The sequence below is a fragment of the Hydrogenophaga taeniospiralis genome (assembly GCF_020510445.1).
In the GTDB taxonomy this organism is placed as follows: domain Bacteria; phylum Pseudomonadota; class Gammaproteobacteria; order Burkholderiales; family Burkholderiaceae_C; genus Hydrogenophaga.
In genome coordinates this window covers 4,179,680-4,200,045 of sequence record NZ_JAHBAG010000001.1, presented here as the reverse complement: position 1 = coordinate 4,200,045, position 20,366 = coordinate 4,179,680, and the positions used below count along the sequence as shown (strand labels likewise).

Annotated in this window: 21 protein-coding genes; 19 read left to right on the top strand and 2 right to left on the bottom strand. The window is 66.0% G+C overall.

From position 1 onward, the window contains the following. The first annotated feature begins 22 nt into the window (after positions 1–22). Both KIH07_RS20135 and KIH07_RS20130 read left to right on the top strand, forming a co-directional pair. Complete coding sequence (locus KIH07_RS20135; protein WP_226493659.1) at positions 23–1,588, top strand: acyl CoA:acetate/3-ketoacid CoA transferase; 1,566 nt, start codon at positions 23–25, stop codon at positions 1,586–1,588. A 149-nt stretch (positions 1,589–1,737) separates the two neighbouring features. Further along, positions 1,738–2,766 (top strand): TRAP transporter substrate-binding protein, encoded by a 1,029-nt coding sequence (locus KIH07_RS20130; RefSeq protein ID WP_226493658.1) that lies wholly within the window; start codon positions 1,738–1,740, stop codon positions 2,764–2,766. A gap of 32 nt (positions 2,767–2,798) precedes the next feature. On the opposite strand, the gene KIH07_RS20125 is transcribed toward KIH07_RS20130, so the two are convergent. Beyond that, on the bottom strand, positions 2,799–3,935 hold the full coding sequence (locus KIH07_RS20125) for a 5-methyltetrahydropteroyltriglutamate--homocysteine S-methyltransferase (protein WP_226493657.1): 1,137 nt from the start codon (positions 3,933–3,935) through the stop codon (positions 2,799–2,801). A 144-nt stretch (positions 3,936–4,079) separates the two neighbouring features. Between KIH07_RS20125 and KIH07_RS20120 the strand changes: the two genes are divergently transcribed. The 7 genes from KIH07_RS20120 (at position 4,080) to KIH07_RS20090 (ending at position 11,338) form a co-directional block, all read left to right on the top strand. Continuing rightward, on the top strand, positions 4,080–4,871 hold the full coding sequence (locus KIH07_RS20120; RefSeq protein ID WP_226493656.1) for a GntR family transcriptional regulator: 792 nt from the start codon (positions 4,080–4,082) through the stop codon (positions 4,869–4,871). Positions 4,872–4,929: 58 nt separating this feature from the next. Continuing rightward, positions 4,930–5,961, top strand: coding sequence for a TRAP transporter substrate-binding protein (locus KIH07_RS20115; RefSeq protein WP_319004833.1), 1,032 nt, complete (start codon positions 4,930–4,932; stop codon positions 5,959–5,961). A 293-nt stretch (positions 5,962–6,254) separates the two neighbouring features. Continuing rightward, positions 6,255–7,286 (top strand): TRAP transporter substrate-binding protein, encoded by a 1,032-nt coding sequence (locus tag KIH07_RS20110; protein ID WP_319004832.1) that lies wholly within the window; start codon positions 6,255–6,257, stop codon positions 7,284–7,286. A 187-nt stretch (positions 7,287–7,473) separates the two neighbouring features. Then, positions 7,474–7,950, top strand: a complete 477-nt coding sequence (locus KIH07_RS20105) for a TRAP transporter small permease (RefSeq protein WP_226493653.1) — start codon at positions 7,474–7,476, stop codon at positions 7,948–7,950. Then, positions 7,947–9,269, top strand: coding sequence for a TRAP transporter large permease (locus KIH07_RS20100; protein ID WP_226493652.1), 1,323 nt, complete (start codon positions 7,947–7,949; stop codon positions 9,267–9,269). The genes KIH07_RS20105 and KIH07_RS20100 overlap by 4 nt, the downstream gene beginning before the upstream one ends. 31 nt (positions 9,270–9,300) lie before the next feature. Then, the gene (locus KIH07_RS20095; RefSeq protein WP_226493651.1) at positions 9,301–10,293 is read left to right on the top strand and encodes a Bug family tripartite tricarboxylate transporter substrate binding protein; all 993 of its coding nucleotides are present in this window, start codon (positions 9,301–9,303) and stop codon (positions 10,291–10,293) included. Positions 10,294–10,453: 160 nt separating this feature from the next. Further along, the gene (locus tag KIH07_RS20090; protein WP_226493650.1) at positions 10,454–11,338 is read left to right on the top strand and encodes an NAD(P)-dependent oxidoreductase; all 885 of its coding nucleotides are present in this window, start codon (positions 10,454–10,456) and stop codon (positions 11,336–11,338) included. Positions 11,339–11,347: 9 nt separating this feature from the next. Here KIH07_RS20090 and KIH07_RS20085 read toward each other — a convergent pair whose 3' ends face one another. Next, on the bottom strand, positions 11,348–12,256 hold the full coding sequence (locus KIH07_RS20085; RefSeq protein ID WP_226493649.1) for a LysR substrate-binding domain-containing protein: 909 nt from the start codon (positions 12,254–12,256) through the stop codon (positions 11,348–11,350). Positions 12,257–12,410: 154 nt separating this feature from the next. Here KIH07_RS20085 and KIH07_RS20080 point away from each other — a divergent pair, with 154 nt between their 5' ends. The 10 genes from KIH07_RS20080 to KIH07_RS20035 all read left to right on the top strand — a co-directional run bounded on the left by KIH07_RS20080 (position 12,411) and on the right by KIH07_RS20035 (position 20,359). Beyond that, positions 12,411–13,070 (top strand): substrate-binding domain-containing protein, encoded by a 660-nt coding sequence (locus tag KIH07_RS20080; RefSeq protein WP_226494771.1) that lies wholly within the window; start codon positions 12,411–12,413, stop codon positions 13,068–13,070. A 44-nt stretch (positions 13,071–13,114) separates the two neighbouring features. Next, positions 13,115–14,161, top strand: a complete 1,047-nt coding sequence (locus tag KIH07_RS20075) for an amidohydrolase family protein (RefSeq protein ID WP_226493648.1) — start codon at positions 13,115–13,117, stop codon at positions 14,159–14,161. A gap of 116 nt (positions 14,162–14,277) precedes the next feature. Then, a complete protein-coding gene (ligK, locus tag KIH07_RS20070) occupies positions 14,278–14,961 on the top strand; it encodes a 4-carboxy-4-hydroxy-2-oxoadipate aldolase/oxaloacetate decarboxylase (RefSeq protein WP_226493647.1) in 684 nt (227 codons plus the stop codon). 9 nt (positions 14,962–14,970) lie between these two features. Next, complete coding sequence (locus KIH07_RS20065) at positions 14,971–15,903, top strand: amidohydrolase family protein (protein ID WP_319004831.1); 933 nt, start codon at positions 14,971–14,973, stop codon at positions 15,901–15,903. 99 nt (positions 15,904–16,002) lie between these two features. Continuing rightward, complete coding sequence (gene ligA, locus KIH07_RS20060) at positions 16,003–16,446, top strand: protocatechuate 4,5-dioxygenase subunit alpha (RefSeq protein ID WP_226493646.1); 444 nt, start codon at positions 16,003–16,005, stop codon at positions 16,444–16,446. A 2-nt stretch (positions 16,447–16,448) separates the two neighbouring features. Then, positions 16,449–17,327, top strand: a complete 879-nt coding sequence (locus KIH07_RS20055) for a class III extradiol dioxygenase subunit beta (RefSeq protein WP_226493645.1) — start codon at positions 16,449–16,451, stop codon at positions 17,325–17,327. A 1-nt stretch (position 17,328) separates the two neighbouring features. Beyond that, positions 17,329–18,282 carry a Gfo/Idh/MocA family oxidoreductase gene (locus KIH07_RS20050; RefSeq protein ID WP_226493644.1) on the top strand — a complete coding sequence of 318 codons (954 nt, stop codon included), beginning with the start codon at positions 17,329–17,331 and terminating at the stop codon, positions 18,280–18,282. Between the two features lie 132 nt (positions 18,283–18,414). Next, positions 18,415–19,422 (top strand): aldo/keto reductase, encoded by a 1,008-nt coding sequence (locus KIH07_RS20045; RefSeq protein WP_226493643.1) that lies wholly within the window; start codon positions 18,415–18,417, stop codon positions 19,420–19,422. A 141-nt stretch (positions 19,423–19,563) separates the two neighbouring features. Further along, positions 19,564–20,034 carry a Spy/CpxP family protein refolding chaperone gene (locus tag KIH07_RS20040; protein WP_226493642.1) on the top strand — a complete coding sequence of 157 codons (471 nt, stop codon included), beginning with the start codon at positions 19,564–19,566 and terminating at the stop codon, positions 20,032–20,034. Positions 20,035–20,050: 16 nt separating this feature from the next. After that, positions 20,051–20,359, top strand: a complete 309-nt coding sequence (locus tag KIH07_RS20035) for a hypothetical protein (RefSeq protein WP_226493641.1) — start codon at positions 20,051–20,053, stop codon at positions 20,357–20,359. The last annotated feature ends 7 nt before the right edge of the window (positions 20,360–20,366 follow it).

Genomic DNA, 20,366 nt, shown 5'->3' with positions numbered 1-20,366 from the left:
GAATCTGTTTTTGGAGCCATCCATGAAAGTCATCACCGCCGACGAAGCCGGCGCCCTCATTGCCGACGACGCCACGATCTTTCTGGGTGGCCTGGCCGTCACCAGCCTGCCGGAAGAGGTGTTGCAGGGGGTGGAGCGCACGTTCCTCAACACCGGCCACCCGCGCAACCTGACCACCTGGGCCTGTGGCGCGGTGGGCAATTCGGGTGAGGCGGGCATGAAGCACTTCGCCCACGCGGGCATGATCAAGCGCGTGGTCGCGGGTCACTTCGGCCAGACCGGCAAGGAGATGATGAAGATGGTGTTCGACGGCGAGGTCGAGGCCTACAACTTTCCGCAGGGCTCGCTCTCGCACCTCACGCGCCAGATCGCCAACCGCTCGCCCGGCCTGCTGACCCAGGTGGGCCTGGGCACCTTCGTGGACCCGCGCCAGGAGGGCGGCAAGATGAACAGCCGCTCCACGGAAGACCTGGTCAAGCTGGTGGCGTTCGAGGGCCAGGAGTGGCTGTACTACGCGCCGCCCAAGATCGACGTGGCCATCATCCGCGGCACGCTGGCCGACGAGCGCGGCAACATCACACTGGACAAGGAGGGCATGCTGCTGGAACAGCTCTCCATTGCCCAAGCGGCCAAGCGCTGGGGCGGCATCGTGATCTGCCAGGTGGAAGCGGTGGTCAAGGCCGGCAGCCTGCACCCCAAGGCGGTCAAGGTGCCCGGGCTGCTGGTGGACTACGTGGTGATCGGCAAGCCGGAGAACCACATGCAGTCCATCGCCACCCAGTTCAACCCCGCGCTGTGCGGCGACATCAAGGTGCCCACGAACAGCCTGGAGCCCATGCCGCTGGACGAGCGCAAGGTGATTGCGCGGCGCGCGGCCATGGAGGTCAAACCCGGCGCCATCACCAACCTGGGCATCGGCATACCGGCCGGCATTCCCACCGTGGCGGCGGAAGAGGGGGTGTCCGACCTGCTCACGCTGTCCATCGAATCGGGCGTGAACGGCGGCATTCCCGCACAGCTGGGTGACTTCGGTCTGGCCTACAACGCCGAGTCCATCATCGAGCAGAGTTCTCAGTTCGATTTCTACGATGGTGGCGGCCTGGACGCGAGTTTCCTCGGCCTGGCCCAGACCGATGTGCACGGCAACGTCAACGTCAGCAAGTTCAACGGCCGCCCGGTGGGTTGTGGGGGCTTCGTCAACATCACGCGTTCGACGAAGAAGCTGGTGTTCTGCGGCAGCTTCACCGCCGGTGGGCTGGATGTGAAGGTGGGCGACGGCCGGCTCACCATCGTCAAGGAGGGCAAGGCGCGCAAGTTCATCGAGCAGGTGGAACAGATCACCTTCAACGGCCACGACGCCGCGCTGCGCCAGCAGCAGGTGGTGTTCATCACCGAGCGTGCGGTGTTCCGCCTGTGCGAGGAAGGCCTGGAGCTGACCGAGATCGCGCCCGGCGTGGATCTGGAGCGCGATGTGCTGGCCCACATGGCCTTCAAGCCCATCATCAGGGACCTGAAAACCATGGACCCGGGCATCTTCAGCGAGCGCTGGGGTGGGCTGCACCGCCTTTTCGCGGACCACACGCGCTGATACCGGTTCGGTGTCTTCGCCGCGGGTTAGGGGTAAGTCCTAGGCAGTCAGCACGCCTATTGTTATGGAAAATAACGATTGGCGGCGCTCCTGAACGGGTTGCCAACCTCTCATCCGGCCCGCGAACAGGCCACCAACCGGAGATATTCATGCGATCCTGGACATTCAAAGTGGCGGCGCTGGCCCTGGCGGTTTCGGCCAGTGCGGGCGCGTTCGCGCAGGAGGTCACCCTGCGCTTGCACCAGTTCCTGCCCCAGCAGGGCACGGTGCCTTCCAAGGCGCTGATGCCCTGGGCCAAGAAGATCGAGGAAGAATCCAAGGGTCGCATCAAGATCCAGATGTACAGCTCGATGCAGCTGGGCGGCACGCCCCCGCAGCTGTTCGACCAGGCGCGCGATGGTGTGGTCGACATCGTCTGGACCCTGCAGGGCTACACCCCCGGTCGTTTCCCCAAGACGGAGGTGTTCGAGCTGCCCTTCATCGCCGGGTTGTCGGCCGAAAAGACCTCGCGCGCGCTCTGGGACTATGTCCAGAAAAACGCGATGGACGAGTACAAGGACGTGCACGTGCTGGCCTTCCACACCCACGGCCCGGGCCTGTTCCACACCAAGCAGCCGGTGGTCGGTCTGGAGAGCCTGCACGGCATGAAGATCCGCGGCGGCACGCGTGTGGTCAACAACATGCTGGTCAAGCTGGGCGCCACGCCCGTGGGCATGCCGGTGCCGGCGGTGACCGATGCCTTGTCCAAGGGCACGATCGACGGCACCACCATCCCCTGGGAAGTGGCGCCGGCCCTGAAGGTGCAGGAGCTGGTGAAGAACCACACCACGTTTGCCGGTGATCGTGCGCTGTACGTCACCACCTTCGTGGTGGCCATGAACAAGGCCTCCTACAACAAGCTGCCGCCGGACCTGAAGAAGGTGATCGACGACAACTCGGGCGCCGAATTCAGCGCCCTGATCGCACGCACGCAGGATGTGGGCGACAAGGTCGGGCGTGACCTGGCCATCAAGGCGGGCAACAAGATCAGCGAACTGGAGCTGGCGGAAGTTCAGCGCTGGCGCCGCACCGCCAGCACGGTGGAGTCCGACTGGGTCAAGGACATGCAGTCCAAGAACATCGACGGCAGCAAGCTGGTGAGCGAGGCCAAGGCCCTGATCTCGAAATACGAGAAGTGACACCCTGCGCCGCGTCGCGGCACAGGGGTGGCTCAAAGACCTCCCCAGACTTCCCTGGCGGTCTCCACCACCAGCGCCAGCTTGCGGCGCTGGTCTTCCACGGCGATGTTGTTGCCGTGCACGGTGCTGGAGAAGCCGCACTGCGGTGACAGGCACAGCTGCTCCAGCGGGGCGTACTGCGCGGCCTCCTCGATGCGGCGCTTGAGGTCGTCCTTGCTTTCAAGCTGGCCGAACTTCGTGGTGACCAGGCCCAGCACCACGGTCTTGCCCGGTTTGAGGAAGCGCAGCGGGCGGAAATCGCCCGAACGGTCATCGTCGTACTCCATGAAGTAGGCGTCCAGGTTCATTTCCGACAGCAGCGCCTCGGCCACCGGCTCGTAGTTGCCGGCTGCCGCGTGCGTGCTCTTGAAATTGCCGCGGCACAGGTGCATGGCCAGCGTCATGCCGGCGGGCTTGTGCGCCACCACCTTGTTGATGAACCACGCGTAGCGGTGCGGCAGTTCGTTGGGGTCGTCACCGCGCTGGCGGGCGGCCTCGCGCATTTTTTCGTCGCAGAGATACGCCATGTTGGTGTCGTCCATCTGCACATAGGTGCAGCCTGCGTCGGCCAGGCTCTGCAGCTCCTGGCCGTAGGCCCTGGCCACGTCGTCGTAGAACACCGGGTCGAGCTCGGGGTAGGCCTCTTTGCTGATGCCGGCGCGCCCGCCACGGAAGTGCAGCATGGTGGGCGAGGGGATGGTGACCTTGGGCACCAGGCCGGTGATGCCCAGCGCTTCCACCTGGCCTTTCAGGTACTGGAAGTCGGCCAGCTGGATGTTCTTCGCGTGGCGCACCTTGTCGATCACGCGGATGACGGGCGGCGCGAGTTCTTCGCTGCCGTCGGGCCGCACGATGGTGACCGGGATGTCGGTCTTCACGCCGCCGAGCTGTTCGAGGAAATCGATGTGGAAATAGGTGCGGCGGAACTCGCCGTCGGTGATGGACCGCAGGCCCACGTCGGCCTGGAATTTCACGATCTCGGTGATCGCCTTGTCTTCGACGGCGCGCAACGCTTCGGCGCTGAGGGTCTTCTGGTTGAAGAACCGGTCGCGCGCCTCCAGCAGGTAGGCGGGGCGCAGGAAGCTGCCGACATGGTCGGCCCGGAAGGGTGGGGTGGTGCGCAGTGTCATGGTGTCTCCGGTGTTGAAAGTCGATCTCGCATGCATCGTAGCCAACACAACACCGCTTGGGATGGATACATTGCCTCATGGATTTCCCTGATACAGGGCCCTTGCTGGGGGTTTTTGGGGTGTTTCTGTATACATTGCGTATCCATGACCACGCTCCAGGAACGCCCCGCCGATACGCCAGCTGGCCAGGGGCCCACCTTTGTCGAGAGCGCCCAGGTGCGCGCCCTGTTGCGGTTGCGCGAGCTCATCCTCTCGGGCGAGCTGGCCGGCGGCACCCGCATCGCCGAGCTGGCGATCGTCGAGCGCCTGGGCATGTCGCGCACGCCCATCCGCGCGGCCCTGGTGCGTCTGGAGCAGGAAGGTCTGCTTCAGGCCTTGCCCGCCGGCGGTTATGTGGTGCAGAGCTTTTCCGAGCGCGACGTGGCCGATGCCATCGAGTTGCGCGGCACGCTCGAAGGCCTGCTGGCCCGGCTGGCGGCCGAACGGGGCGCTCCGGCGGTGGTGCTGGCCGAGGCCCGGGCCTGTCTGGCCAGCATCGATGCGGTGCTCGCGGTGCCCAGTCTCAGCGACGAGGGTTTTTCGGCCTACGTGGCGCTCAACAGCCAGTTCCACACCCTGTTGCACGAACTGGCCGACAGCCCGACCATTTCGCGCCAGCTGGAGCGCGCAGCCAGTCTGCCGTTTGCCTCACCCTCGGGTTTCGTCTTGCTGCGGGCCCATTCCACCCGTGCGCGCGACATGCTGGCGGTGGCGCAGGACCAGCACCACCAAGTGCTCGATGCGATCGAGCAGCGCGAGGGCGCGCGGGCCGAGGCCATCATGCGCGAGCACTCCCGGCTGGCCCGGCGCAACCTCGCCGAGGTGCTCGCGGCGCATCCGTCGGAGCCGTGGCCCGCGGCCGTGTCGGCGATCAGACTCATCCGGCGCCGCCGCTGACGGCCCGCACCCGGCCATCGAACCGTTTTTTCAACCACAGGAGACAAGCATGGCCCCCATGAAACGCCGAACCGCGCTGGCCGCCCTGAGCGCTGCCGCCGGCACCTTGTTCGCTGGCGCTGCCTTTGCCCAGGAGAGCGTGACCCTGCGGCTGCACCAGATGCTGCCCCAGCAGGCCACGATTCCCGCCAAGGCCATCGTGCCCTGGGCGAAGAAGGTGGAAGCCGAGTCGGGCGGCCGCATCAAGATCCAGCTGTTCCACGCCATGCAACTGGGTGGCACGCCACCACAGCTGTTCGACCAGGCGCGCGACGGCGTGGTGGACATCACCTGGACCGTGCTGGGCTACACGCCGGGCCGTTTCAACAAGTCCGAGGTGTTCGAGCTGCCGTTCATGAGCGGTTCGGCCGAGCAGTCCTCGCGCGCCTTCCAGGAGTACGTGGAGAAATTCGCCGCCGACGAGTTCAAGGACGTCAAGCTCATCGCGGTGCACACCCACGGCCCGGGCCTGTTCCACACCAAGCAGCCGGTGACGGGGCTGGAGAGCCTGCGCGGCATGAAGGTGCGCGGTGGCTCGCGCATCATCAACAACATGCTGGGCAAGCTGGGGGCCACGCCGGTGGGCATGCCGGTGCCGGCCGTGACCGACGCGCTGTCCAAGGGCACCATTGACGGCACCACCATTCCCTGGGAAGTGACGCCCGCGCTCAAGGTGAGCGAGCTGGTGAAGAACCACACCACCTTTGCCGGCAAGCAGGGGCTGTACACCCAGACCTTTGCGTTCTCCATGAACCGCGCGGCCTACAGCAAGCTGCCCGACGACCTGAAGAAGGTCATCGACAACAACTCCGGCATCGAAACCGCGGCCCTGTTCGGTCGGGCGATGGACGAAGGCGACAAGGTGGGGCGCGCCATCGCCGAGAAGGCCGGCAACAACATCGTGGCGCTGGACTTGGCCGAGACCCAGCGCTGGCGCCGCACCGCCGGCACGGTGGAGAGCGACTGGGTCACCGAGATGAAGGGCAAGAACATCGACGGCGCCAAGCTGGCCTCGGAGGCCCGTGCGCTGATCGCCAAGCACACGAAGTAATCGCCTGAGAGGGCACGCGGGCCACCGAGCCTGGCATGCCCTGCACGTGATCGGACGCGCCAGCACCGGCAGGGGTTGGCGCGTTTCTTCTGGTGCGTGCGTTTGTCCAATGGGTATTTGGTTTTGTCATGCCGGGTCACTTCTCATAACGCATTGATATAGCTGAAAGAAGCGTTCCGGTCTGGGCAGCACACGGGTTCCGGGTCACAGTTCGACACACTCTCAGGTGTTGCGTCCCACTGGCGCGGGCCTGAACCGGACCTCTTTAACGACTGGAGACTTGTATGCAAACCATGAAACGCCGAACCGCGCTGGCCGCCCTGGGCGCTGCCGCCGGCACCTTGTTCGCTGGCGCTGCCTTTGCCCAGGAGAGCGTGACCCTGCGGCTGCACCAGATGCTGCCCCAGCAGGCCACGATTCCCGCCAAGGCCATCGTGCCCTGGGCGAAGAAGGTGGAGGCCGAGTCGGGCGGCCGCATCAAGATCCAGCTGTTCCACGCCATGCAACTGGGTGGCACGCCACCACAGCTGTTCGACCAGGCGCGCGACGGCGTGGTGGACATCACCTGGACCGTGCTGGGCTACACGCCGGGCCGTTTCAACAAGTCCGAGGTGTTCGAGCTGCCGTTCATGAGCGGTTCGGCCGAGCAGTCCTCGCGCGCCTTCCAGGAGTACGTGGAGAAATTCGCCGCCGACGAGTTCAAGGACGTCAAGCTCATCGCGGTGCACACCCACGGCCCGGGCCTGTTCCACACCAAGCAGCCGGTGACGGGGCTGGAGAGCCTGCGCGGCATGAAGGTGCGCGGTGGCTCGCGCATCATCAACAACATGCTGGGCAAGCTGGGGGCCACGCCGGTGGGCATGCCGGTGCCGGCCGTGACCGACGCGCTGTCCAAGGGCACCATTGACGGCACCACCATTCCCTGGGAAGTGACGCCCGCGCTCAAGGTGAGCGAGCTGGTGAAGAACCACACCACCTTTGCCGGCAAGCAGGGGCTGTACACCCAGACCTTTGCGTTCTCCATGAACCGCGCGGCCTACAGCAAGCTGCCCGACGACCTGAAGAAGGTCATCGACAACAACTCCGGCATCGAAACCGCGGCCCTGTTCGGTCGGGCGATGGACGAAGGCGACAAGGTGGGGCGCGCCATCGCCGAGAAGGCCGGCAACAACATCGTGGCGCTGGACCTGGCCGAGACCCAGCGCTGGCGCCGCACCGCCGGCACGGTGGAGAGCGACTGGGTCACCGAGATGAAGGGCAAGAACATCGACGGCGCCAAGCTGGCCTCGGAGGCCCGTGCACTGATCGCCAAATACGCTCGTTGAACAATCCCCGGCGGCGAGGGTGGCCGGGCACGCAGGGACGTCGTGCGTTGGGCGCTTTTCGTCAGAAAGCCTCCCACACGCTGGGCACGATAATCCTTCGGGATCGGTTGAGGCACCGGCCCGACGCCTTCTGTGGCAGATTCGACCGTTCTCTGGCGCCACGCCCACTGTTTTTCAAGGTGATCAATTGAAACTGTTATCTGCTCTGGCAAGACTCTGCGCCATCCTGGCCGGTGTCTTGATGACCCTCATCACGCTGGTGACGTGTGCAAGCCTGATTGGCCGCAACACCATCGGTACCACGTTGCTGGGAGACTATGAACTCACGGCCGTGACGGCCGGTGCCGCCGTGGCGCTGTTTCTGCCATGGTGCCAGCTCAAGCGCGGCAACATCATCGTCGACTTCTTCACCTCCAAGGTGCCTGACAGCATCAACGCGGTGCTCGACCGCTTTGGCGCGCTGGTGCTCGCGGCGGTGATGACCCTGCTGGCGTGGCGCACCGTGGTGGGGGGCATCAACTCCTACGATTCCCAGACCACGACCATGATGCTCGGCTTTCCCGAGTGGATCGTCTATGCGGCGATCGTGCCGCCCCTGTGCTTGACCAGTGTCATCGCCTTGTGCCAGGCCTTTGTGGGCAACTTCGAGGAGCAGGCGCAATGAGTTCCCTGTCCATGGCGGGTGCCATCTTCGGCGTGATGCTGCTCCTGATGGCGCTGCGTGTGCCCATCGCCATTTCGATGTTCACCGCGGGTATTTTTGGCTACATCAGCCAGGTCGGCTGGATGCCGTTCTCGAACAACCTCAATGGCCTGGCGTTCGCGCGTTTCGCCAGTTACGACTTGTCGGTGATCCCGCTGTTCATCCTGATGGGCAACTTCGCCACCCAGGGCGGCATCTCCAAGTCGCTTTTCGAGCTGGCCGCGACCATCATGGCGCGCTTCCGCGGTGGCTTGGCCATGGCGGCGGTGATGGCCAGCGCGGCCTTCGGAGCCATCTGCGGTTCGTCCATCGCCACGGCGGCCACCATCACCTCGGTGGCCCTGCCCGAGATGAGGCGCCACGGCTACTCAGGCCGTCTGTCCACCGGCACGCTCGCCGCCGGCGGCACACTCGGCATCCTGATTCCGCCCTCGGTGCCGCTCGTGATCTACGCCATCCTGACCGAGCAGAACATCGCCAAACTGTTCGCGGCGGCCATGATCCCCGGCGTGATCGCCATGGTGGGCTACATCATCGCCATTGCGATCTATGTGCGTCTGGTGCCCGGCCAGGCGCCCGAGCACGACGAAGAGAACATGCCCCGCGTGAGCGCCAAGCTGCTGCTGGGTGTGTTGCCGATCGCCGTGGTGTTCCTGATCGTCTTCGGTGGCATTTATGGCGGCCTGTTCACCCCCACCGAAGGTGCGGGCGTGGGTGCGGCCTGCACCTTCGTGGCCGCGCTGCTCAAGCGCGAGCTGACCTGGGCCAAGGTCAAGAAGTGCTTCTACGCGACGGCCGAAGCCAGCGCGATGATCTTCATGATCTTCATTGGTGCCGATCTGATGAACTCGGCCCTCGCATTGACCCAGGTGCCCGCGATGCTCGCCGAGGTTGTCAACGGCTGGGGTTTGTCGCCATTCATGGTGGTGACCGCGATCCTGTTGTTCTACGTGATCCTGGGCGCGGTGATGGATGAGCTGTCCATGATCCTGCTGACTGTCCCGATCTTCTTCCCCATGGTCATGTCCATGGACTTCGGCATGAGCCAGGAAATGACGGCGATCTGGTTCGGCATCATGGTGCTGATGACCGTGGGCTTCGGCCTGCTGGCGCCGCCAGTGGGGCTCAACGTCTATGTGGTGAACGGCATGGCCAAGGGCGTGCCGATCAGTGAGAGCTACAAGGGCGTGATGCCATTCCTGATCAGCGACGTGTTCCGCACCACGCTGCTGCTGCTGTTTCCGCCAATCTCGCTCTGGCTGGTGCAGTACGTCGGATAGGTTTTTCCTCAAGCAGACTGGAGACCACGCCATGAACATGCGTTGCTTTGCCCGTCCTCGCAGCATGGTGTTGACGGCCCTCTCTGCCGTGGTGTTGTTCGCCGCACCCTTGGTCACCACGGCACAGGTCTTCCCGAGCAAGAGCCTGCGCATCGTGGTGCCGTTCGCGGCCGGCGGCGTGGGCGACCTCACGGCGCGCATCGTGGCGGCCGAGATGAGCCGGTCGCTGGGCCAGCCGGTGACCGTCGAGAACCGGCCCGGTGCCGGCGGCGTGGTGGCGGCCGACACGGTGGCGCGCGCCGAGCCCGATGGCCACACCCTGTTTCTCATGTCCAACGGCACGGCGGTGACGGCCGGCCTGTTCAAGAGCCTGCCCTACGACACCGTCAAGAGCTTCGCGCCCGTGTCCACCCTGGGCACGTTCGACATCGCGGTGCTGGTGCCGGCCGACTCGCCGCACAAGACCTTGGGCGAACTGGTGGCCTTTGCCAAGGCCCACCCCGACCAGCTCAACATCGGCAGCATCAACATCGGCAGCACGCAGAATCTGGCGGCCGAACTGTTCAAGGCCAGCGCCGGCATCGACGCGCAGGTGGTGCCTTTCAATGGCACGCCCGCGCTGATCGGTGCGCTGCGCGGCAAGCAGGTGGACGTGGCGGTGGAGATCCTCGGGCCCGCGCTCACGCACATCAAGGCCGGCACCTTCCGCGCGCTGGCCGTGACCGGGCAGAAGCGCTCCACGGTGTTGCCCGATGTGCCCACGGCGGTGGAACAGGGCGTCAAGGGTTTCGTGGCCTCGTCCTGGAACGCCTTGGCCGCGCCGGGCAAGACCCCGCGCCCGGTGATCGACCGGCTGAACAAGGACATCAACGCCGCGCTCGCCTTGCCCGAGGTGAAGAAGAAACTGGCCGACCTCAACATCGACGCCGGCGGCAGCACGCCCGAGCAGGCCGCCGAGCTGCTGGCGAGCGACATCCAGCGCTGGGGCGCCGTGATCCAGCGCGCCGGTATAGAGAAGCAGTGATCACCCCCGCCGCGCTGCGCGTGACCCCCTTTCAAGGGGGCAACACCTGCGGCCTGGCAGAGCCAGTTCCGCGGTGTTCCCGGTTTGGGCAGGTCGCTCCGGCCAGACAGGCTGTCCTGCGATGCATCGCGCCGGGCCGCATTCTTGAATGGAGTTTTTCATGGACACCTTGCGCATCGGACTCATCGGCTACGGAGAAGTGGGCCGCATCTTCAGCGCCGGGCTCAAGGCCACCGCGGCCTGGGACCTGAAGTTCGCTGACCCGGCGCAGCGTGAGGAGCCGCTGGCCCACGCCGCCGCGCTCGGTGTGGAGGCCTGCGACGGCGTGGCGAGCCTGTGCGCGAAATCCACGCTGGTGATCTCGGCCGTGACCGCGTCCAGCGCGCTGGCGGTGGCGCAAGCCGCCGCGCCACACCTGCGCCCGGGCAGTTATTTCCTGGACCTCAATTCCGCGTCGCCCGGCACCAAGCAGCAGGCCGCCGCGTTGATCGATGCCGCCGGGGGGCGCTATGTGGAAGCCGGCGTCATGACCTCAGTGCCGCCCTACGGCATCCGCGTGCCCATGCTGCTGGGCGGCCCGCACGCGGCTGGCCTGCTGCCCGCGCTGCAGGCCCTGGGCATGGCGCCCCAGCTGGCCAGCGAGCGCGTCGGCGTGGCCTCGGCCACCAAGATGTGCCGCAGCATCATGATCAAGGGGCTGGAGGCCCTGGTGCTGGAGAGCTACACCACGGCGCGCGCCTACGGCGTGGAAGACGCCATGATCGCCACCCTGCAGGAGACCTTTCCCGGCATCGACTGGTCGGCCCAGGGCAGCTACTTCTTCAGCCGCGTGGCGCAGCACGGCAAGCGCCGCGCCGAAGAAATGCGCGAGGTGGCCAACACCGTGCGCGAAGCGGGTTTCGAGCCGTTCATGGCGTCGGCCATCGCGGAAAAACACGACTGGATGGCCGCGCAGGCACGCGCCGGCCGGTTCGCGGACCTGGGCAAGTCGCCGCACTGGGCGGACTGCGCCGACCGCCTGATCGCCGCACACCCGCCGGGGTAGGGGCGGGCTTCAGGCGGCGTTGAGCGTGCCGATGGTCTGGCGGATCAGCGCCAGCGTGGTCTGCAGGGTCAGGGTGGCGGGGCGTTGTGAACTCGTGGCCAGGCACAGGCGGGTGCGCAGCGTCGGGTTGCACACCGCGCGCGTCTGGTAGGCCGAGGGTCGGATCGAGCTGGCCACCGCGTTGCGCGAGAGCAGGGCGGCGCCCGCACCGTCGGCCACCAGATCCAGGATGGCCGACACACCGTCGATCTCCAGCGCGATGAGCGGGCGGCAGCCGATGTTGGCCATCTCGGTTTCCACGTGCATGCGGATCGCGTTGGGCCGGCTCGGGATCACCAGCGGCAACTTCGCCACCTCGGCCAGTGGAATCGGGGGCGGGGGCGGGTCTTCGGGCAGGCCCGGCGGGCGCGGCTGCACCAGCAGCAGGTCTTCGTCGAGCAGCGGCGCGATCTCGATGTCGGGCGCGGGCATCGCGTTGTAGAGCACGGCGATGTCCAGCCGCCCGGTCTGCAGCCACTCCTGCATGTGGGCCGACAGGCCTTCGCTGATGGAGATGCTGGCCTGCGGCAGCTGCAGGCGAAAGGCGCGCGTGAGCGGCACCGTGAGCACGCGCGCCAGGCTGGGCGGCAGGCCGATCGCGACCCGCCCGGCCAGCGCGCCGCGCACCCGGCCCAGCTCTTCCCGCGCCCGCTCCACCTGGTGCAGGATGCCGCGCGCATGTTCCAGCAGCAGCTTGCCCGCCTCGGTGGGTGTGGCGCCGCGGCCGTTGCGCACCAGCAGGTTCTGCCGCAGTTCCACCTCCAGCAGCCGCACCTGGCGCGAAAGGGCGGGCTGTGCCACGTCCAGCGCCAGCGCGGCCCGGGTGAAGCTGCCCAGCTCGGCGACGCGCACGAAATATTCCAGTTGTTTGAGATCCATGGCCCCGGGCGGAGATATATCAAAAGGGAATGGCTAATAGTACGGTATGCCGCTTGTGGTTTTCCGGTGCCTGAGCACAATCCGGCTCATGCCATCCTTTGCATCCCCCAGCGCCCCCGACACACCGCCCGGGCCGATCCGCGGCATTTCGTCCATGGCCACGCGCCAGGTGCTGGCCGATCTGGTGTCGGCCTACGAGCAGCGTTCGGGCGTGCAGGTGCAGATCGAATCGGTGGGCGGCGTGGACGCCGCCAAGCGCGTCATGGCGGACGAGCCGTTTGATCTGGTGGTGCTTGCCTCCGACGCCATCGACAAGCTGCTCGCGGCGGGCAAGCTCGTGGCCGGCAGCCAGGTGGACCTGGTGCATTCGGGGGTCGCGGTGGCGGTGCGCGCCGGCGCGGCCCGGCCCGACATCGGCTCGGAAGACGCGGTGCGCAGCGCCGTGCTGGCCGCGCGCAGCCTGAGCTACTCCACCGGCCCCAGTGGCGTGGCGCTGGCCCGGCTGTTCGATCGCTGGGGCATTGCCGGGCAGATTCAGGACCGCATCGTCCAGGCGCCCCCCGGCGTACCGGTGGGCACCCTGGTGGCGCGCGGCGAGGTGGAGCTGGGCTTCCAGCAACTCAGCGAGCTGCTGCACGTCGAGGGCATCGAGTTGCTGGGCGCCTTGCCCGCCGAGATCCAGATCGTCACCACCTTTTCCGCTGGCGTCTGCGCCAGTGCCACACAGCCAGGCGCCGCGCGCGAACTGATCGCTTTCATGGCCTCGCCCGCCGCGGCCGAGGCCAAGCGGCGCCAGGGCATGGACCCGGCCTGACCCTTCATCTGCACAGGCCCACATTCCGACAGGAGACTTCCCCCATGAGCCAGCAAAAGCCCCTCATCATCGACTGCCACGGCCACTACACCACGGCCCCCAAGGCGCTGGAGACCTGGCGCAACGCGCAGATCGCCGGCATCAAGGACCCGGCCTCCATGCCGAAGGTGAGCGATCTGAAGATCAGCGACGATGAACTGCGCGAATCCATCGAGACCAACCAACTGCGCCTGATGAAGGAGAGGGGTTCCGACCTCACCATTTTCTCGCCGCGCGCCAGCTTCATGGCCCACCACATCGGCGACTTCAACATCAGCTCCACCTGGGCCGCCATCTGCAACGAGCTCTGCTACCGCGTGAGCCAGCTCTTCCCCGACAACTTCATTCCCGCTGCCATGCTGCCGCAGAGCCCGGGCGTGAACCCGGCCACCTGCATCCCCGAGCTGGAGCGCTGCGTCAAGGAATACGGCAACGTCGGCATCAACCTCAACCCGGATCCCTCGGGCGGCCACTGGACCTCGCCGCCGCTCTCCGACAAGGCCTGGTACCCGATCTACGAGAAGATGGTCGAGTACGACATCCCGGCCATGGTGCATGTGAGCACCAGCTGCAACAGCTGCTTCCACACCACCGGCGCCCACTACCTGAACGCCGACACCACGGCCTTCATGCAGTGCCTGACCAGCGACCTGTTCAAGGACTTCCCGACGCTGAAGTTCATCATTCCCCACGGCGGCGGCGCGGTGCCCTACCACTGGGGTCGTTTCCGTGGCCTGGCGCAGGAGCTGAAGAAGCCGTTGCTCAAGGACCACCTGCTGAACAACATCTTCTTCGACACCTGCGTGTACCACCAGCCGGGCATCGACCTGTTGACCAAGGTGATTCCGGTGGACAACATCCTGTTCGCCTCGGAAATGATCGGCGCCGTGCGCGGCATCGACCCCGAGACCGGCCACTACTACGACGACACCAAGCGCTACATCGAAGCGAGCACCATCGTCGTGGGGGACGACCGCTACAAGGTCTATGAAGGCAATGCGCGGCGCGTGTTTCCGCGTCTCGATGCAGCGCTCAAAGCGAAGAGCCTCTGACTTAGCTCCCTCTCCCGCTTGCGGGAGAGGGCTGGGGTGAGGGTCTTGGAGCGCCCGTCCCCTCACCCTAACCCTCTCCCGCAAGCGGGAGAGGGAATCAAAACCAGGAGATCACCATGTACGAACTCGGCGTCGTTTACCGCAACATCACCCGGGCCGACCGCGCTGCGGCCGACGGTCTGGCCGCCCTCGGCTCGGCCACCGTGCACGAGGCCATGGGCCGTGTTGGCTTGTTGAAACCCTACATGCGGCCGATCCAGACGGGGGTGCAGGTGTCCGGCACCGCGATCACCGTGCTGCTGCAGCCCGGTGACAACTGGATGATGCATGTGGCGGCCGAGCAGATCCAGCCCGGCGACATCGTGGTCGCGGCCGTCACGGCCGAATGCACCGACGGCTATTTCGGCGACCTGCTGGCCACCAGCTTCCAGGCGCGCGGCGCTCGCGGCCTAGTCATCGACGCCGGCGTGCGCGACGTGAAGACGCTCAAGGAAATGAACTTCCCGGTGTGGTCCAAGGCGATCTCTTCCAAGGGCACCATCAAGGCCACGCTGGGTTCGGTGAACATCCCCATCGTCTGCGCCGGCATGCTGGTCACGCCCGGTGACGTGATCGTGGCCGACGACGACGGTGTGGTCTGTGTGCCGGCGGCGCGTGCGGCGGCAACGCTGGCGGCTGCGATCAAGCGCGAGAGCTTCGAGGGTGAGAAGCGCGAGAAGCTGGCCTCGGGTGTGCTGGGGCTGGACATGTACAAGATGCGCGAACCGCTTGCAGCCGCTGGTTTGAAATACATCGATTGAGGACGCCCGATGAGCAAACCCACCTCTGGTGATTTCACCAAAACCGCAGGCTGGATGGACTGGTACACCGGTCCGTCCAAGCCGAAGTTCCAGCTGCCCGCTGGCGCGGTGGACGCGCACTGCCATGTGTTCGGCCCGGGGGCCGAGTTCCCCTACGCCCCTGAGCGCAAGTACACGCCCTGCGACGCGAGCAAGCACGAGCTGTACGCGCTGCGCGACCACCTGGGTTTTGCCCGCAACGTGATCGTGCAGGCCACCTGCCACGGCGCCGACAACCGCGCCATGGTCGACGCCTGCCTGTCGTCGGGCGGCAAGGCGCGTGGCGTGGCCACGGTCAAGCGCTCGATCAGCGACGAAGAGCTGCAGGCCCTGCACGACGCCGGTGTGCGCGGCGTGCGCTTCAACTTCGTCAAGCGCCTGGTGGACTTCACGCCCAAGGACGAGCTGATGGAAATCGCCGGCCGCATCGCCAAACTGGGCTGGCACGTGGTCATCTACTTCGAGGCGGTGGACCTGCCCGAGCTGTGGGACTTCTTCACCGCGCTGCCCACCACCGTGGTGGTCGATCACATGGGCCGACCCGATGTGTCGCTGCCGGTCGATGGCCCGCAGTTCGCGCTGTTCGAGAAGTTCATGCGCGAGCACCGCAACGTGTGGAGCAAGGTGAGCTGCCCCGAGCGCCTGAGCGTGACCGGCCCCAAGGCGCTGAACGGCGAGCAGAACGCGTACACCGACGTGATCCCGTTCGCCCGCCGCATCGTCGAGCAGTTCCCCGACCGCGTGCTCTGGGGCACCGACTGGCCGCACCCCAACCTGAAGGACCACATGCCCGACGACGGCCTGCTGGTGGACTTCATCCCGCACATCGCGACCACGCCCGAGTTGCAGCAAAAGTTGCTCGTGACGAACCCGATGCGTCTCTATTGGCCTGAAGAATGTTGACCCCCACGCTCCGCCGCTGCGCGGGTAGCTGCCCCCCAAGGGGGAGCGAATCGCCTTGGGGCGGCCCGGCGGCGATTCATGTTCCAACAAGGAGTACCCATGGCACTCGATAAACCCTACAAAGACGTGCCCGGCACGATCATCTTTGACGCCGAACAGTCCCGCAAAGGCTTCTGGCTCAACCAGTTCTGCATGTCGCTCATGAAAGCCGAGAACCGCGAGAAGTTCAAGGCCGACGAACGCGCCTACCTCGACCAGTGGGCCATGACGGAAGAGCAGAAGCAGGCCGTGCTGGCGCGCGACCTCAACTGGTGCATGCGCACCGGCGGCAACATCTACTTCCTGGCCAAGATCGGCGCCACCGACGGCAAGAGCTTCCAGCAGATGGCGGGCTCCATGACCGGCATGACCGAAGAGGAGTACCGCAACATGATGATCGGCGGCGGACGTTCGGTTGAAGGCAACCGTTATGTGGGCGAAGACGGCGATGCGCAGGCGCACCGCCAGCCCCAGGGTTCCGGCGCCGCAGCAAAGAAGGCTTGACCATGGCAAAAATCACCGCATCCGTTTTCACGTCCCATGTGCCCGCCATCGGCGCGGCCATGGACCTCCACAAGACTCAGGAGGACTACTGGAAGCCGCTGTTCGCGGGGTACGACTACTCCAAGCAGTGGATGAAGGACAACAAGCCCGACGTCATCTTCCTCGTCTACAACGACCACGCCACGGCCTTCAGCCTGGAGATGATTCCCACCTTCGCCATCGGCACGGCGGCCGAGTTCACCCCTGCCGACGAGGGCTGGGGCCCGCGCCCGGTGCCCAAGGTCATCGGCCACCCCGATCTGGCCTCGCACATCGCACAGAGCGTGATCCAGCAGGACTTCGACCTCACCATCGTGAACAAGATGGACGTGGACCACGGCCTCACCGTGCCGCTCTCGCTGATGTGTGGCGAGCTGGACCCGAAGAAAGACGCCTGGCCCTGCCCGGTGATCCCGTTCGCGGTCAACGTAGTGCAGTACCCCGTGCCCTCGGGCAAGCGCTGCTTCATGCTCGGCCAGGCCATCCGCAAGGCGGTGGAAAGTTACGACGACAACCTGAACGTGCACATCTGGGGCACGGGCGGCATGAGCCACCAGCTGCAGGGCGCACGTGCCGGCCTGATCAACCGAGAATGGGACAACGCCTGGCTCGACCAGATGATCGCCGACCCGGTGGGCTGCGCCAACACGCCGCACATCGACTACGTGCGCGAAGCCGGCAGCGAAGGCATCGAACTCGTGATGTGGCTGATCGCCCGCGGCGCCATGTCCGACATCGTCGACGGCAAGGTGCAGGGGCCGGCCCCGACCGTGAAGCACCGCTTCTACCATGTGCCCGCGTCGAACACGGCGGTGGGCCACCTCATCCTGGAGAACAACTGACATGACCATCAAAGTAGCCCTCGCCGGCGCCGGCGCCTTCGGTATCAAACACCTCGACGGCATCCAGAACATCGATGGCGTTGAAGTGGTGTCGCTGATCAGCCGCGACCTGGAGAAGACCAAGGAAGTGGCCGACAAGTACGGCATCCAACACATCACCACCGACCTGGCCGACAGCCTGGCGCTCAAGGACGTTGACGCCGTGATCCTCTGCACCCCGACGCAGATGCACGCCGAGCAGACGCTCGCCTGCCTGAAGGCCGGCAAGCACGTGCAGGTGGAGATTCCGCTGGCCGACAGCCTCAAGGGCGCTGAAGACGTGGTGGCGCTGCAGAAGCAGACCGGCCTGGTCGCCATGTGCGGTCACACCCGCCGCTTCAACCCCAGCCACCAGTACGTGCACAACAAGATCCAAGCCGGCGAATTCAACATCCAGCAGATGGATGTGCAGACCTACTTCTTCCGCCGCACCAACACCAACGCGCTGGGCCAGGCGCGCAGCTGGACCGACCACCTGCTGTGGCACCACGCCGCCCACACCGTGGACCTGTTCGCCTACCAGTGCAACAGCCCGATCGTGCAAGCCAACGCCATCCAGGGCCCGATCCACCCCGTGCTGGGCATCGCCATGGACATGAGCATCCAGCTGAAAGCCGCCAACGGCGCGATCTGCACCCTGAGCCTGAGCTTCAACAACGACGGCCCGCTCGGCACCTTCTTCCGCTACATCGGCGACACCGCGACCTACATCGCGCGCTACGACGACCTGTTCACCGGCAAGGAAGAGAAGATCGACGTGAGTCAGGTGGCGGTGTCCATGAACGGCATCGAGCTGCAGGACCGCGAGTTCTTCGCTGCGATCCAGGAAGGCCGCGAACCGAACTCCAGCGTGGCCAAGGTGTTCAACTGCTACCAGGTGCTGCACAAGCTGGAACAGCAACTCAACGCGAACTGAAGTGCCTTGCCCCCTCTCCCCCTGGAAGAGGGCCGGGGTGAGGGCTCTGCGCACCCCAAGCACAATAGGGCCAGACGCCTCGCAGCACCGCGATGGGTCTGGCCCTTTTTCTTGATGCGAGGAAATCTGACCATGCAACAACGCCAACTCGGCCCCTTCAAAGTCTCAGCCATCGGCCTGGGCTGCATGAACATCTGCCACGCCTACGGTGCGCCGGTTTCCGAACAGCAGGCCGAGCGCGTGCTGCTCGGCGCGCTGGATGCGGGCGTGACCCATTTCGATACCGCAGCGCTCTACGGCTTTGGCGCCAGTGAAACGCTGGTGGGCAAATACCTGTCCAAACACCGCTCGAAGTTCACCCTCGCCAGCAAGTGCGGCATGCAGGGCGTGCCCAACGCCGACGGTGTGAAGGTGCGCGTCATCGACGGCCGGCCCGAGACCCTCAAGGCCACCTGCGAAGCGGCGCTCAAACGGCTCAAGACCGAGGTGATCGACCTGTACTACCTGCACCGCTGGGACAAGCAGGTGCCCATCGAAGACAGCGTGGGCGCGCTGGCCGATCTGGTGCGCGCGGGCAAGATCCAGACCATCGGCCTCTCCGAAGTGTCGGCGGCCACCTTGCGCCGCGCGCAGGCGGTGCACCCCATCACCGCCGTGCAGACCGAGTACTCGCTGTGGACGCGCAACCCCGAGATCGCCGTGCTCGACACCTGCCGCGAGTTCGGCATCGCCTTCGTGGCTTTCAGCCCGGTGGCGCGGGGTTTCCTCTGCGGCGAGCTCAATGTGGGTGCCTTCGACGCCAAGGACATCCGCCGCAGCATGCCGCGCTTCGCACCCGAGAACTACGCGGCCAACCTCACCCTGCTGCCCGGTTACCTGGCCATGGCCAACGAGGTGGGTTGCACGCCGGCCCAGCTCGCCATCGCCTGGCTGCTGCACCGCGGTGAGAACATCCTGCCCATCCCTGGCACCACCAGCCTGGCCCACCTGAAGGACGACCTGGGTGCGGCGAACGTGAAGCTTGACGCCTCGGTCATGGCGCGGCTCAACGACCACATCAACCAGCACACCGTGAAGGGCGAGCGCTACAACGCGCAGGGCAGCAGCGAGGTGGACACCGAGGTGTTTGCGCACGCCTGATGGCGCCGGGTGCGGGCGTGGTTTCGGGGGCCACCGCCGATACAAAACGAAAAGAACCGAAACCGCGCCGAGACCACCGCTGAGCCCTCGGCCGGCACCATGACGGACATGTTCAACAAGGTTCTGAAAGGACCCACCGTCATGAAACCCTGGATCAAGAAAACCCTCGTCGGCGTCTTCGGCGCGACCATCCTTGTCGGCGGCCTCACGGCCTGCGGATCGCGCGGCCACCACCACGGCGGCGACTGGAGCCCCGAGCGGGTGACCGAAGTGCGCGGCAAGGTGGTTGACAAAATCAGCAGCAAGCTCGAACTCAACGAGGCCCAGAAGCAGAAGCTGGGTGTGCTGGCCGACGAGATCATTGCCCAGCGCACCGCCTTGCGTGGCCAGGGCACCGACCCGCGTGCCGATTTCAAGGCCCTGGTCGCCGGCGACAAGTTCGACCGCGCCCGCGCCCAGGCGCTGCTGGATCAGAAGACGCAGGCCGTGCAGGGCAATGGCCCGAAAGTGATCGCCGCGCTGGCCGACTTCTACGACAGCCTCAACCCCGAGCAGCAGAAGCAGGTGCGTGAGCGCCTGGAGCAGCGCCGCGGCTGGTGGGGCCGGGGTTGAGCGCGGGATGACGGCCATGTCGCCCCGCCTCGAACCCATCCACCACCTGGCCCAGCAGAGCCGGGTCTTCGCCCCGGTCCTGCTGGCCGGCGCCGACGACCCCCACGCCGAGCTGCTGGCCATGGTGTGGGGCCCGCGCTTTGACCGCGAGCACGCGCTGGGCCTGTGGGCCCGGCTCTCGCAGCGCCAGCCCGGTGAGGCGGTGCCGGTGCTGCCGGCCCTGCTGTCTGCGGCCGACCGCTTCGACGCCCTGGGCGCGCCGGTGCAGCAGCGCTTGCGCCGCCTCATCGTGCGCCACCAGACGCTGGGCGCGGTGGCAATGTAAGAATCGC